This window comes from Pectobacterium fontis, from assembly GCF_000803215.1.
GTDB lineage: Bacteria > Pseudomonadota > Gammaproteobacteria > Enterobacterales > Enterobacteriaceae > Pectobacterium > Pectobacterium fontis.
In genome coordinates this window covers 32,282-46,999 of the sequence record NZ_JSXC01000016.1, presented here as the reverse complement: position 1 = coordinate 46,999, position 14,718 = coordinate 32,282, and the positions used below count along the sequence as shown (strand labels likewise).

Genomic DNA, 14,718 nt, shown 5'->3' with positions numbered 1-14,718 from the left:
CGAATAATCCCATAAAGTATAAGGTAACACGCCGCTTGTCAGCCCCTCTTTACCCTGCCTGACAATCTGGGGTATCGGCGTTGGCTTCTCTGGCATTCAACGTTGTTGCGATAAAGGAAAGAGGCAACGGCCTGTAAGGGGGGAGACCAGGGATGGCACGCCATAAAAAAACCGGCCGAAGCCGGTTTGGTAAGGGATATTATTCCTGCGGGTTTTTCTCTGCCTTGCCGGCCATCATGGTCAGGAAGTCAAAGCGGCGGCGCAGATCTAGCTCTGCCTCTTCATAGAGCTGCGCGGTTTCTTCCGGCATCATGCTATTCAGGCGGCGGAAACGTTGCTCTTTCAGCAGCGTTTCGCTCAGGCTGCTTGATGGAGGACGAGAATCCGTCATCAGCGCGGCTTTACCTTCCTCGGCGCGACGCGGGTCGAAGCGGTAAAGCGGCCAGAAGCCGGTTGCCGTTAATTGGCGCATCTGATCGTGGCTGAATGCCAGATCGTAGCCGTGCTCTTCACACGGGCTGTACGCGATAATCAGTGAGGGGCCGGGCCACGCCTCGGCTTCCTGAATCGCCTTCACCGTTTGGTTCAATTGCGCCCCCAGCGAGATCTGTGCGACGTAAACGTGGCCGTACATCATGACGTTGATGCCCAGATCTTTACGCGCTTTGCGTTTGCCTTTCTCGCCAAATTTCGTCACCGCACCCAGCGGTGTCGCTTTGGACTGCTGACCGCCAGTGTTGGAATAACACTGGGTATCCAGCACCAGTACGTTGACGTTTTCGCTCAGGCTCATGACGTGATCCAACCCGCCGTAGCCGATATCGTACGCCCAGCCGTCCCCGCCGATGAGCCAGATGGATTTATCGACAAAGTGATCGGCTTCACTGGCCAGCACGCTGGCGTCGGAATCAGGGATGGCTGCCAGTAATCCACGTAGCTGTGCAATCTGCTGACGGCGAAGGTCGGGTGCGATGGACTCTTCCTGCAACGCGCTCACCAGATCCACTGGCAACTGCGGAGCCAGCTTGTTGAGCAAACGCACGGCACGCTGACGGTGTTGATCGACGCTCAGGCGGAAGCCCAGACCGAACTCGGCGTTATCTTCGAATAGCGAGTTAGCCCAGGCCGGACCGCGACCATTGGCATCGGTCGTCCACGGTGTCGTTGGCAAGTTACCGCCGTAAATAGACGAACAACCTGTCGCATTCGCTACCAGCAAACGATCGCCATAGAGCTGGGTCAGCAGTTTGATGTACGGGGTTTCGCCACAGCCGGAACAGGCACCAGAGTACTCGAACAGCGGTGAAATCAACTGAGAAGTACGGATATCGATACGTTCCAGCGTGGATTTGTCGATTTCCGGCAGTTGCAGGAAGAAATCGAAATTCTCTTTTTCCGCCGTCAGATTGTCCAGACGGGATTCCATATTGATGGCTTTGATTTCTGGGTTCTGACGATCTTTAGCAGGGCAGACTTCCACGCACAGGTTACAGCCGGTGCAGTCTTCTGGCGCGACCTGCAACACGTATTTCTGACCGCGCATATCGCGGGCTTTCACATCCAGCGATTGCAGTGAAGCGGGGGCGTTTTCCATGGCATCGGGCTGGACGACCTTGGCGCGGATGGCCGAGTGCGGGCAGGCGGCGACGCAGTGGTTACACTGTGTACAGAGCTGCGGTTGCCACAGCGGAATTTCTTCCGCAATATTGCGTTTTTCCCACTTGGTGGTGCCCGTCGGCCAGGTGCCATCGGGCGGCAGAGCGGAAACGGGCAGCGTATCGCCTAATCCCGCCAGCATGGCGGCGGTGACGGTCTTGACGAAATCGGGTGCCGCGTCGGACACCACTGGCGGGCGCTGTGGGCTGTCTGGATTGACGGCTTCACGCGGGACTTCTGCCAACACTTCCAGCGTGGCGCTCAGCGCCTGCCAGTTACGTTCAACCAACTCTTGCCCTTTACTGCCATAGCTCTTGGCGATAGCGGCACGCAGTTTTTCCACCGCGACATCGGCGGGCAGAATTTGTGACAGGTGGAAGAACGCCATCTGCATGACGGTATTGATGCGCGCGCCGAGATGGCATTCGCGGGCAATCTTGGCGGCGTTGATGCAGTAGACGCGGGCATGACGTTGATTCAGGCCCGCCTGCACTTCCTGTGGTAAATGGTGCCAGAGTTCGTCGCTGCTATACGGCGAGTTGATCAGGAAAATACCGCCGGGCTTCAGCCGTTCGACCATGCTGTACTTGTCGATAAACTGCCACTGATGGCAGGCGACGAAATCTGCCTGATCGATCAGATAAGCGGAGTTGATCGGATGTGGGCCGACTCGCATGTGGGAAACGGTCAGACTACCGGCTTTCTTCGAGTCATAGACAAAGTAGCCCTGTACAAACAGCGGCGTGGTTTCACCGACGATTTTGATCGCGTTCTTGGTCGCAGAAACGGTGCCATCGCTACCCAGACCGTAGAACAGCGCTTCGAGCGACGCGCTGCTGGGAAAATGCGGTTCTGGCAGCGGTAGCGACAAATGAGTCACGTCATCGTAAATCCCCACGGTGAAGCGCGGTCGTGGGTTGGCAAGTGCTAACTCATTAAAGATGGCTTGCACACACTGTGGGGTAAATTCTTTGGAAGACAGTCCGTAACGACCGCCAATTACGCGTGGCATAAGTGAACGCTCACCTGCGGAGAATGCCTCGGCCAGCGTGGTCATCACATCGAGGTACAGCGGTTCTGCCAGCGCACCCGGTTCTTTCGTGCGATCCAGCACTGCAATGCTCTTCGCCGTTTGTGGAATCACCGCCAGCAGATGTTTCGCGGAGAACGGACGATAGAGGCGGATTTTCACCACGCCGACTTTCTCGCCGCGCGTTAACAGCGTATCAACGACTTCTTCGCAGGTGCCGACGCCGGACCCCATCAGCACGACAATTTTGGTCGCTTCCGGGTGGCCGTAATATTCAAATGGCTGGTACTGGCGTCCTGTTACGGCGGAGAAATCGTTCATCGCCTGCTCAACGTGCTCATATGCCGCGTCGTACCAACGGTTGGTGGCCTCACGCGCCTGGAAGAAAGTATCCGGGTTGGAGGCTGTCCCACGAATAACCGGACGCTCCGGTGTGAGCGCTCGCTCACGGTGTGCGTCAATGGCTGTCTGCGGTAGAAGCTGGCGGATCGTGTCATCGCCCAGCGGTTCAATCTTATTGATTTCGTGTGAGGTACGGAAACCGTCAAAGAAATGAATAAACGGCAAGCGGCTATTCAGGCTGGCGATTTGCGAAATCAGCGCGAAGTCCTGCGCTTCCTGCACATTGCTGGCACACAGCATGGCGCAGCCTGTCTGGCGCACGGCCATGACGTCAGAATGATCGCAGAAGATAGACAGCGCATGCGTTGCCACCGTGCGAGCCGCGACGTGTAGGACGAATGGCGTCAGTTCACCGGCCAGCTTATACAGCGTGGGGATCATCAGCAGCAGACCCTGCGATGAGGTAAACGTGGTGGCGAGTGTGCCGGTTTGTAATGCACCGTGGACGGTCGCGATCGCGCCGCCTTCCGATTGCATTTCAACCACGCGGGGGGTGTCTCCCCATATATTTACCCCGCCGTCGCTCGACCAGGCCGCAGCGTGTTCAGCCATGCTGGAACTGGGGGTGATCGGGTAAATGGCGATGACTTCATTGGTGCGCCACGCCACAGAGGCGACGGCGTTATTAGCATCGGTGGTGATCATGACTTATAGCCTTTTTGCTCACTAAGCCATTCATTCTATAAGGTCTTTTCGGACGGTTAAAATGACCTGGCATAAACGAAACGACGATTTTTATTGAGGGATTATCGCATTTCAGGAAAAAAGAGGGTGGAACGATGTCAGCGGAGTTGTATCAATATATGTTTATATCCATCGCTTTTCACGCTGCGGTTATCATCAAAGGAAACCAGTGTTTCCTAAATATGCGCATGATTATACACCTCAGTGCGGGTTGATGTCTTTTTGTACCTATTCAAAGGTACTGATGCATGATTTTGTTTGCTCATTACTGCCATGACAGGTAGCGTTCTTATACTAAAATAACATTTGTAATGAATGTATAAAGGAACCGAACGATGGAAAATGATGAAATAAAAAATAAATTGGTTTCCGTTCTCGCTGCACAACAGACACAGGGGAAAACGCCAGAGCAGGCCGTCGAACACATCCTTCAGGCATTGGGTGGACGAGCAGGTGATGTGTCCCGTATTTCTGTTTTGACGCCGACATTGATTGCCGATGTGCTTTATACCGTGTATCAGGATGCGATCACTCCCCGGCAAATTGCGGTGATTTTACGCAAACTGGGCTATGCGGCTCGCGGCATAGCCGCTGCATTACATGCCATCTATCCGCCATTGGCGGCTCACGACATCGGCCAGTTGTTGCAGAACCCAGAACTCTATCCGACGATCGATCGTGCTGCGCTACTCGATGCACTGACCCACGCAAAATTTTCCCCAGCGGAAAGCGAACAGGTTGCTGAGGCTCTCGGCGTTTAACTACCGAGCGATGTAATAATCTACCATTGTGAGACAATCAGGCTTCCGCTTTCCTGTCGCCGCGCTCGGCGAGTGAGCACATGTTAGCGGGGTAACCCACTCATTCAAAAAAAAGAGCAGGCCGCGTTGGCTTGCTCCTTCATGAAGAGTGAGGTGGGCGATTATGCTGTAGCGTGGCCAACCATTTGCACCAGCATCTTACGCCATGCATCGACCTGACCGAGGTAATTGGCCGCAGGGATTTGCTGGACATTCCCGTTGGCATCTTCCAGTGCAAAAGTAGGGAAACCTTGTCCACGCACTTTCGCCAATAATTCCCGGCTGGCGCTGATGTGTTTTGACAGCGCTTCTGCCTGGATAAAGGCAAATTCTGTACAGAAGGCATTGCCATCCAGACCAATCTCTTCCGCACACTGGCGCAGGACGGCAGGGTCAGCGATTTTTAGCCCGAAAACGTAGTGCGCCCGCTCAATTTGATACAGCATCGCCATACCTTTGTCATCCATCGCTTCCGCAGCCAGTACGGCAGCCGTCGGCGGCGCAGAATCCAGAACGACGCTGGTGTCGCGCAACAACCCTTCGTAATAGTTTTCCCCAAAGGGTTGACCGGTCATTTGCGCAATACGGTGATCGTGCGGGATCACATAATCGTGCCACTCCGGGGTGATGGTACGGCTATTGCTGCCGGTCATCATACCGCCGCCATGGAGGATCAGATCCAGCCCGTCAATCTCCTGCGCGGCGAGCGCGAGTGGGGCGGCGCCGTAGCACCAGCCGCACAAGGGATCGTAAATGTAATGCAGTCTTACTGTGGCCACTTCGCTTCACCTTTCAGGACTTGGGCTCCCAGCTCAAGGCTCGACTCTTCTTTCAGCGTCGGGTAGTGTTTCTTCATTGCCGCGATCAGCTCGGCAGAATCTTTCGCTTTTGTCAGTTCTTTTTCCACGGTCTCCAGATATTGCAGCGTGAACACCACGTTTTTCAGGGTGTACTCGGTTGGCGCAATAAAGTGACCTGGCACGACAGTGGTCGGCTTCAGCGCTTCAATGGATTTCAGCGTTTCACGCCAGTGGGCGCGAGATTCCTTCGTTTGGGTATCTGCAAGCCAGACGTGGACGTTAGCAGACACCGGAATACCACCGACAACGGCTTTCAGAGAAGGGATCCATACAAAAGTGCGATCTGGCGTTGGCCCTTTCAGCCCTTTCACTTCCAGTTTTTTGCCGTCAACGGTAAAGCTATCGCCTTCCAGCGGTTGAGGAACCACGATCTCTTTCGGCGCGTTTTCTTTCAGTACCGGGCCCCAGTGCGCCACTTTGCCGTCTTTGCTGGCGTTGATGGCGTCGATAGTGGCTTGGGTTGCAATGATTTTTGCGTCAGGGAATGCCGCTTTAATCACGTCCAGACCAAAATAGTAGTCAGGATCGGAATGGCTGATGTAGACGGTAGTCAGTTTTTTTCCGGTTGCTTTGATGCGATCAACCAGCGTTTGGGCATCGTTACGCTGGAACTGCGCATCGATCAGGGCAACTTCTTTATCGCCGCTGATAATTTCGGAGGACACAGCGAATACACTGGCTTCACCTGGATTAAATACATCGATTTTTAAGTCGGCAGCGTTAGCAGCAGAAGCCAGGCTCATTGAGGCCGCGAGCAAAGAGACGGTAAAAGCGATAGATTTAGACATGGTGATACTCCACAAGTATGACAGAAAGTGAGTGTATGTTATGTTGCATTAATCGTACGAAAAACCGCAAAATTGGCAATTATTTGTTGCATAAAACGGACTAATCTATGGATCGTATTACGGCAGCCGAAGTGTTTGTGACTATTATAGACCGCGGTAGCATGATTGCGGCGGCAGAGACGCTGGATATGTCCCGGGCAATGGTAACGCGCTATCTGGCGGAGATGGAAGCGTGGGCGGGGGCGCGATTATTGCACCGTACCACCCGCAAACTGAGCCTGACGGATGCGGGGGAAAAAACGCTGGCGCGCTGTCGGGAGATGCTGGTATTGACGGCAGACATGTGCGTCGAGGTCGATACCGACGATGCCACATTAAGCGGCCTGCTGCGCCTGAGCTGTTCGCAATCGCTGGCGCAGGGGGCGCTCGGGATGGCGATAACGGCTTTCCTGCGCCACCATCCTCGGGTCGCTATCGATCTGCAAATGAATAACCGTGCGGTGAATCTGGTTGAAGAACGTATCGATCTGGCGCTGCGCATCACCAATGAACTGGATCCCAATTTGATCGCCCGTCCACTGGCGAGCTGTGAGTCGGTGTTGTGCGCCTCTCCTTCTTACCTGAATGAGCACGGTATTCCACGGCAGCTCACCGATCTCTCGATTCATAACTGCCTGACCTATACCTATTTTGGCAAAAGCCTGTGGCATTTTTCCCGCGATGATGAAACGTTTACGATACCCGTCAGCGGGAACCTGAGCGGCAATGAATCACTAGTGCTGCTGGCTGGCGCACTGGAAGGGGCAGGGATTGCGCTGCAACCGCGCTATTCCGTGACACCTTACCTCGCCAGTGGACAGTTGGTGGCACTGTTGCCGGAATATCGCCCGCAGGCGATGGGGATTTATGGCATCTATACTTCGCGGCGCCAGATGCCCACCGCGCTGCGTACCCTGCTGGATTTTCTGGTGGAGTGGTTTGCTCACGATCCTCGCTGGCGGGCGCTGGCACTGCCATCAATGCAGTGACGGCACGCTAGCGCCGTAAGACAAGATCCAGACGGGAAGGGATGCTCGCGGCATACTGCCTGAGTTGCTCAGTGACAGTATCGACCAGCGCCGACGCAGGGCGGTGCAGTGGACGAATCAGGCTGACCGTAAAGGGGACATCGATGCTGAAAGGCCGCACGACCACGCCGGAGGCGGCATAATCCAGTGCGGTAAGCGGGTTGACGATGGACAGCCCGATGCCTGCCCGTACCATTGCACACACGGAGGCGGCGCTGTGAGTTTCCAGTACCATCCGGCGCGATACCCCCTGTTCCTGAAACAGCGTGTCCAGCAGTTGGCGATAGCTGTCGGCGCTCGACAGGCTGATAAAGGGGTGATTGGCAAAATCCTGTGGCGTGAGCACTGCTTTTTGCGCCAGCGGATGCCCGGCAGGCAGCACGCACACTTCATTAAGTAACATCAGCGTTTGCCGCTCTGTACCGGCTGGCGTGAGGCTGTTTTCCGTTAAGCCTAAATCGTGGCGCTGAGCCGACAGCCACTCTTCCAGCAGCGGCGACTCTTGCGGAATGATGTGCAGGTTAAGCTGCGGGTAGCGTGCCAGCAGTGATTTACAGGCATCGGGCAGCAGCGACTGTGAGAACACGGGCAGGCAGGCAATGGAAAGCTGCGCCTGCTCAAAACGGCGAATGTCGCTGGCGGCGTTGATGATCCGATCCAACCCATAATAAGAGCGTTGCACTTCCTCAAATAGCTGTAGCCCCTGCGCGGTGGGGTAAAGCCTGCCGCGCAGTCGCTCGAACAGCGTCATCTGAATCAGTTTCTCAAAACGTGCCAGCTCGCGGCTGACGGTCGGTTGCGACGTGTTCAGCAGCGCCGCCGCTTCCGTCAGGTTACCGGTCGTCATGACCGCGTGGAAAATCTCGATATGTCGTAAGGATATTGCCATTAGGTTTCCTCCTACCCATATCATAGATGAATAGAGTCTGCTTAAAACGATATTTGTTTACCAGAATGGTCCTTTTTATAGTGCTTCCCAACCCCATTTAACCCTGTAAATCGGTAATTATCATGCCCCACGATCTGAATGACGTAACACATGCTCTGAATGCGCAAAGCCTGCGTGAACTGCCTGCCCGCTTTGGTTGCCCGGTTTGGGCCTATGACGCGCAGACCATCGTTAACCGCATTGCTCAATTGCGTCAGTTCGATACGATCCGCTTCGCGCAGAAGGCGTGCTCCAATACGCATATTTTGCGCCTGATGCGTAAGCAGGGGGTGAAAGTCGATTCAGTCTCGTTGGGGGAAATTGAGCGAGCGCTGATCGCCGGATTTGTGCCGGGGACGGATGCGCATGAGATTGTGTTTACCGCCGATCTGTTGGATCGCCCGACGCTGCAACGCGTCTCCGAATTGAACATTCCGGTGAATGCCGGTTCGGTCGATATGCTGGAACAACTTGGGCAGCAGTCGCCGGGGCATCCGGTGTGGCTGCGCGTGAATCCGGGCTTTGGTCATGGTCATAGTCAGAAAACCAATACCGGCGGCGAGAACAGCAAACACGGCATCTGGTACGGTGATTTGCCGCTGGCGCTGGCGCACATTCAGCGTTATCAACTCAAGCTGGTGGGGATTCACATGCACATCGGTTCCGGCGTCGATTACGGCCATCTGGAACAGGTGTGCGAGGCGATGGTGCGACAGGTGGTCGAGCTGGGTCAGGATATTGAGGCGATTTCCGCAGGCGGCGGGCTGTCTATTCCGTATCGTCACGGTGAAGAAGCGATTGATACTGAACACTATTATGGGTTGTGGAACGCAGCGCGTGAGAAAATTGCCGCGCACCTCGGCCATCCGGTGACGCTGGAAATCGAACCTGGACGTTTTCTGGTCGCCGAATCTGGCGTGCTGGTGGCGGAAGTCCGGGCGATAAAATCCATGGGAAGCCGCCACTTTGTGCTGGTCGATGCCGGGTTTAACGACCTGATGCGTCCGGCGATGTACGGCAGCTATCACCACGTTTCTCTGTTGTCGGGCGATGGCCGCGATATCCGCCCGTCCACCTTGCGCGACAGCGTGATTGCCGGGCCGCTGTGTGAATCCGGCGATGTATTTACCCAGCAGGCGGGCGGCGGCGTGGAAACCTTCCCGCTGCCGGAGGCGCAGGTGGGCGACTATCTGGTCTTCCATGATACCGGCGCATACGGCGCATCTATGTCCTCAAACTACAATAGTCGTCCACTGCTGCCGGAAGTGCTGTTTGAAAACGGTGAGTCGCGCCTGATTCGCCGCCGCCAGACGCTGGAAGAACTGCTGGCGCTGGAAGCGCTGTAATCGGTGGTATGTGACGATATGAGATAAACCTCACGCGGGTAAGCCACGCGAGGTTTATCTCTGTGCGGAAAAAAGGCGCGTCTGCGGGTTTACGACGGGTAGTACGGTCCTTTCTGCACCGATTCGCGTAGTTTCAGCTCGCCGACGAAGGGTTCCAGCGGCTTGACGTCTTTACCTGCGATCAGATCCAGCACTTGCGTAATCGCCGTGGCGGCCATCTCTTCAATCGGCATGTAAACGGTGGAGAGGGAAGGGTGCAGGTAGGTCGCAGAGGGCTCATCGTCAAAGCCGAATATAGAGACATCCTGCGGTAATCTTTTCTCTGCTTCATACAGCACTTTCATCGCCCCAATCGCCATCTCATCGTTACTGACAAACAGGGCGCTAAAGCGCACACCCGTATTCAGCAACTCGCGTGCAGCATTATAACCACTGCTAACCAGACTGTTTCCGTAAGCCACCCTTTGTGGATCAAATGCGATCTGATGGGCGGTTAAGGCCTGCTGATAACCCGCCAGTCGTGCCTGTGCGGTTGGCGTTTGTATCGGCGCGGTGATAAAGGCGATTTCACGATGACCCTGTTCGATGAGGTAATTTACCACCTCAAACGCGGCTTGCTGCTGGCGGAAGAAAATGCAGCGCTCCCGTGCCTGTGGCAGATCGCGATTCATCACGATCATCGGAATGGTCAGCGTGTTGAGCAACGACATGAGCTCCGCTTCGGACATATAGCGGGTATAGAGGATAATCGCGTCGCACTGCCTGTCTGCCAGAAGCTGCACGGCGCGCTGCTCGTCTTCCGGTGTATCGTGCCCGTCGGTCACAATAAGGTGTTTACCGTGGCTTTCCGCGATATCCGTAGCACGGCGCAGCAGGCGGCCAAAATAAGGGCCGTCGAAATTGGAGATAACCAGACCAATGCTGTTTGAGGTCCGGCGAGCCAGCGAACGTGCCAGAAAGTTGGGGCGATAGCCTAATTCATCCATTGCCCTGAATACTGCATCGCGCGTAGCCTGCTTGACCTGACCAGTGCCGTTGAGCACTCTGGACACGGTCGCTTTAGACACTCCTGCACGTTTCGCCACTTCAAGCATCGTTTTCATGGCTGCACCTTATTTGAGGATGATGGCAGGCTAAACGCCTATCCATCCCTGTTACGAACACCCTATACTCGCCATACTTCAAGTTGTATGTGCGTTGGCTGCGTTCACTCACCCGAATCACTGACTTAAGTAAGCTCATCGGGATTCCTTCCCTTGCCGCCTTCCTGAAACTCGAATTATTTAGAGTATATAATATGTTACCACAGGCATATTGTTGGGTTTAACGCCCGATGCGCGTTTCCCAACGGGTTTTTTGTCAGTTTTGTGATGTAGCCATTTCTCTCCTGAGTAAGACTATCTCCTCCGCCAAGTCCCGGCATAGCATGGCGGTCATCAGATGATCCTGCGCATGCACCATGATCAGATTGACGGGCACCTTTCCTGTTCCTTCATCCAAACCGATCAGTTGTGTTTGAACGCGGTGAGCCGCCTTCGCCGCGTCCTGTGAGGCAGCGAGCAGGTCGTCAGCCTGCTGCCATTCCCGTTGACGTGCGGCCTGAATCGCCATCATGGCGTTTGATCGGGCTTCACCTGCATTGATCAGCAGTTCCATTACGGTCTGTTCCATATCGAATTCAGAGGCGTTCACGGTGTCTGTCATCGTCATTTCCTTCGTCATCTGAGCGGCTGAAATTTATGGTATGCCAAAAATCACATTTTCATCATATTGGAATTCCAATGTTGCCTTGTGAGAATGCTGTCACAGAAAAATAATTCATTATGGTTGATTTTTGGTATGCCAAACGCGGAAGCGCGTACCTGCATTTACCCTGCGCGTCACACGCGATATAACAATATGATGATGAAAGAGGTGGTGTTATGTCATATAAGGACCAACTGATTGATTCATTGGGCTCCTTTGCCAATAAATTTAATAGTCTGCGTTACATCATGGCGATTAAGGCATCGTTTATTACGCTGATGCCCGTCATTATCGTCGGGGCGTTTTCTGTTCTGATTTCTAACATGGTGCTGGATCCAAAAAACGGTCTGGCCAGTTTTTCCTTCTTCGCATTTCTGGCGGAACTCAAACCGATCATGAGCGGCATTAACTACGCCACGCTCAGCTTTCTGACTATCGGTGCCGTCTTCCTGATTGGTATTGAACTGGGGAAAATTAACGGTTCACGCGGGCTGTTTCCCGGCCTGCTGGCGGTGATTTGCTTTATTGCCGTGACACCAACCACCATCGAAATGGCTGTCAACGGACAGATGATGGTGGTGAAAGACGTGCTGGCGAAACAGTTCTCCGATACCAAGAGCCTGTTTTTAGGGATGTTTATCGCCATCCTGTCAGTAGAAATGTATACCAAGCTGGAACGGGTTGATCGGCTGCGGATTAAAATGCCAGACAGCGTGCCGCCTAATGTCGCAGCTTCTTTCTCTGCGCTGTTTCCTTCCATCATCACGGTTGTCGCGATTGCCACCTTTGGGTTTGTGTTTCACCGCGTGACGGGCATGTATCTGTATGACGCCGTTTATAAAGTGGTGCAGCAGCCGCTGGAATCGGTGGTGCAAAGCCTGCCGGGCTTACTGGTACTGATGTTCGTCGCCCAACTGTTCTGGGTGATCGGGATTCACGGCAACCAGATGATTAAACCGATTCGCGAACCGCTGCTGCTAGGAGCGATTGCCGTCAACATGACCGCCTTTGAACAAGGGCAGGAGATCCCGAACATTATCACCATGCCGTTCTGGGATGTGTACATGAGCATCGGCGGTTCTGGCCTGACGATTGGCCTGCTGCTGGCGGTGATGATTGCCTCCAAGCGTAAAGAGATGAAAGAGATCGCGAAAATCTCCTTCGGCCCCTGCGTGTTCAATATTAATGAGCCGGTGATTTTTGGTATGCCGATTATGCTCAATCCGATTCTGGCCATTCCCTTCATTATCACCCCGTTAGTAACGGGGACGATTGGTTATTTCGCCACCAGTATGGGGTTTGCCGGTAAAGCGGTGGTGATGGTGCCGTGGACGACGCCACCGATTATCAATGCCTGGCTGTCAACGGCCGGCTCCATGGGAGCCGTCGCCACGCAGATCGTATGCATCATGGTGGCGACGCTGATCTATCTGCCGTTTGTCAAAGTGGCTTCTCGCCGTGCCGAGCTGGCGCAGTTGGAAGCGGAAAAACAGGCCGCGGTGGAAAAAGCCTGAAACGGGCGAGAAAAGGGGTAAAGCATGAGTAAAGTTGCACTGACTATTCCATCTGATTTTATTCTGGGCGCGGCCGCATCGGCATGGCAAACCGAAGGGTGGAGCGGCAAAAAAGCGGGGCAGGATTCCTATCTCGATCTCTGGTACAAGCAGGATCGTCAGGTTTGGCATAACGGCTACGGCCCGGCGAAAGCGACCGATTTCTTTAACCGCTATCGGGAAGATGTCGCGCTGATGAAGCTGGCGGGGCTAACGCACTACCGTACCTCGATCAACTGGTCACGCTTTATGCTGGACTATGAGAAAGGCATCGTTGATGAGGAGTATGCGACCTATATCGATAACCTGCTGGATGAGCTGCACGCACAGGGGATCGAACCGATGATCTGCCTCGAACATTACGAACTGCCTGCTTACCTACTGGAGAAGTATCAGGGCTGGTCATCCAAGCAGGTGGTGGAGTGGTTTGTGCTGTACGCCGATGCGGTGTTCGCCCGCTATGCCGGAAAAGTGAAGCGCTGGTTTACCTTCAATGAGCCGATTGTGGTGCAGACGCGCGTTTATCTTGACGCCTTACGCTACCCTTATGAACAGAATACGCACACCTGGATGCAGTGGAATCACCATAAAAATCTGGCGACGGCAAAAGTGGTGCAACGCTTTCGGCAACGGGGCTATCACCACGACGGCGGCTCGATCGGCGTGATCCTCAATCCTGAAGTGACGTATCCGCGATCCCGTGCCGAACACGATGTGAAAGCGGCACACCGGTACGATCTGTTCTATAACCGGGTGTTTCTCGATCCGGCGTTGAAAGGTGAATACCCGGCGGAGCTGGTGGCGCTTCTGGCGCAGCATCAGGTGAAGTGGGATTACACGGAAGACGAGCTGGCGATCATTCGGGAGAATACGGTCGATGAGGTGGGGATTAACCTGTATTACCCGCACCGGGTCAAAGCGCCGAGCCGTGAGTGGAACAAGGAGACGCCGTTCCATCCGGCGTATTACTACGAGCATTTTGAGCTACCGGGGCGTCGCATGAACACCTCACGCGGCTGGGAAATCAACCCCAAAATCATTTACGACATGGCGAAACGTATGGAGCGTGACTACGGCAACGTACCGTGGTTTGTGGCGGAAAACGGCATGGGTATTGAAAACGAAGCGCGCTTTAAAGACGACACCGGCGTGATTCAGGACGATTATCGCATCGCATTTATTGCCGAACACCTTTACTGGGCGCTGAAGGCGAAAGAAGAGGGCGCAAACTGCCGTGGCTACATGCTGTGGGCGTTCACCGACAACGTCTCGCCAATGAACGCGTTTAAAAACCGCTACGGATTGATCGAAATCGATCTGGAACAGGATCGGCAGCGGCGACCAAAAAAATCCGCCGCCTGGTTTCGTCAGCTACGCGACTCGCGTCGGCTTGAACTGACGCTGGATGATGAAGAGAAATAGGCGCAGATAATCAAAATGAGGAACGCAACATGAAAAGAATCGTACTGGCCTGCTCAGCAGGAATGTCGACCTCACTGGTGGTCACCAAGATGGAGAAAGAGGCGGAATCACGAGGGATGGCACTGAAGATCTACGCGATCCCCGAGCAAAATCTGCGGGATGAATTGCAGGAATTTAGCGGCGAGATTATGGCAGTGCTGCTGGGGCCGCAGGTGCGCTTCAAGCTTAACGAAAATAAAAAGCTGACCGACAGCTATCAGATCCCTATCGCAGTCATCGATCCCGTCGCCTACGGCACATTAAATGGCGCAAAAGTACTGGATCAGGCGCTGAGTTTGGTAGACTAATGCCCCACCGTGACGTCAGTACGCGGCAGGAAATATGTAGTGCGGGTCTGATCCCGCACTCAGGTCGACAGTGCATGTAGGGTGAAAGC

12 protein-coding genes are annotated in these 14,718 nt (G+C 54.4%); 6 read left to right on the top strand and 6 right to left on the bottom strand.

The window, feature by feature from the left end; all coding sequences use genetic code 11:
- Window positions 1-199: 199 nt before the first annotated feature.
- Window positions 200-3,733 carry a pyruvate:ferredoxin (flavodoxin) oxidoreductase gene (nifJ, locus tag OI69_RS05670; RefSeq protein WP_039347152.1) on the bottom strand — a complete coding sequence of 1,178 codons (3,534 nt, stop codon included), beginning with the start codon at window positions 3,731-3,733 and terminating at the stop codon, window positions 200-202.
- 374 nt (window positions 3,734-4,107) lie between these two features.
- On the opposite strand from nifJ, the gene OI69_RS05665 reads away from it, so the two are divergent.
- Window positions 4,108-4,533 (top strand): hypothetical protein, encoded by a 426-nt coding sequence (locus tag OI69_RS05665; protein ID WP_039347149.1) that lies wholly within the window; start codon window positions 4,108-4,110, stop codon window positions 4,531-4,533.
- Window positions 4,534-4,694: 161 nt separating this feature from the next.
- On the opposite strand, the gene OI69_RS05660 is transcribed toward OI69_RS05665, so the two are convergent.
- Both OI69_RS05660 and OI69_RS05655 read right to left on the bottom strand, forming a co-directional pair.
- Window positions 4,695-5,351 carry a DsbA family protein gene (locus OI69_RS05660; RefSeq protein WP_039347146.1) on the bottom strand — a complete coding sequence of 219 codons (657 nt, stop codon included), beginning with the start codon at window positions 5,349-5,351 and terminating at the stop codon, window positions 4,695-4,697.
- Window positions 5,339-6,220, bottom strand: coding sequence for an MBL fold metallo-hydrolase (locus tag OI69_RS05655; RefSeq protein ID WP_039347143.1), 882 nt, complete (start codon window positions 6,218-6,220; stop codon window positions 5,339-5,341). The genes OI69_RS05660 and OI69_RS05655 overlap by 13 nt, the downstream gene beginning before the upstream one ends.
- A gap of 107 nt (window positions 6,221-6,327) precedes the next feature.
- Between OI69_RS05655 and OI69_RS05650 the strand changes: the two genes are divergently transcribed.
- The gene (locus tag OI69_RS05650) at window positions 6,328-7,248 is read left to right on the top strand and encodes a LysR family transcriptional regulator (protein ID WP_039347138.1); all 921 of its coding nucleotides are present in this window, start codon (window positions 6,328-6,330) and stop codon (window positions 7,246-7,248) included.
- 7 nt (window positions 7,249-7,255) lie between these two features.
- On the opposite strand, the gene OI69_RS05645 is transcribed toward OI69_RS05650, so the two are convergent.
- On the bottom strand, window positions 7,256-8,176 hold the full coding sequence (locus tag OI69_RS05645) for a LysR family transcriptional regulator (protein ID WP_039347136.1): 921 nt from the start codon (window positions 8,174-8,176) through the stop codon (window positions 7,256-7,258).
- A 122-nt stretch (window positions 8,177-8,298) separates the two neighbouring features.
- On the opposite strand from OI69_RS05645, the gene lysA reads away from it, so the two are divergent.
- Entirely contained in the window at window positions 8,299-9,561 is a 1,263-nt protein-coding gene (gene lysA / locus OI69_RS05640; protein ID WP_039347134.1) for a diaminopimelate decarboxylase, read from the top strand.
- Window positions 9,562-9,650: 89 nt separating this feature from the next.
- Here lysA and OI69_RS05635 read toward each other — a convergent pair whose 3' ends face one another.
- Window positions 9,651-10,664: a LacI family DNA-binding transcriptional regulator gene (locus OI69_RS05635; RefSeq protein ID WP_039347132.1), complete on the bottom strand. Its 1,014-nt coding sequence runs from the start codon at window positions 10,662-10,664 to the stop codon at window positions 9,651-9,653.
- Between the two features lie 256 nt (window positions 10,665-10,920).
- Window positions 10,921-11,265 (bottom strand): PTS lactose/cellobiose transporter subunit IIA, encoded by a 345-nt coding sequence (locus tag OI69_RS05630; RefSeq protein ID WP_039347129.1) that lies wholly within the window; start codon window positions 11,263-11,265, stop codon window positions 10,921-10,923.
- Window positions 11,266-11,483: 218 nt separating this feature from the next.
- Between OI69_RS05630 and OI69_RS05625 the strand changes: the two genes are divergently transcribed.
- From OI69_RS05625 to OI69_RS05615, 3 genes are read left to right on the top strand one after another with little or no spacing between them, the layout of a single operon-like run.
- Entirely contained in the window at window positions 11,484-12,821 is a 1,338-nt protein-coding gene (locus OI69_RS05625; protein ID WP_039347127.1) for a PTS sugar transporter subunit IIC, read from the top strand.
- A gap of 24 nt (window positions 12,822-12,845) precedes the next feature.
- Complete coding sequence (locus OI69_RS05620) at window positions 12,846-14,282, top strand: glycoside hydrolase family 1 protein (protein WP_039347125.1); 1,437 nt, start codon at window positions 12,846-12,848, stop codon at window positions 14,280-14,282.
- A 29-nt stretch (window positions 14,283-14,311) separates the two neighbouring features.
- Entirely contained in the window at window positions 14,312-14,629 is a 318-nt protein-coding gene (locus tag OI69_RS05615; protein ID WP_039347124.1) for a PTS sugar transporter subunit IIB, read from the top strand.
- Window positions 14,630-14,718: the final 89 nt, after the last annotated feature.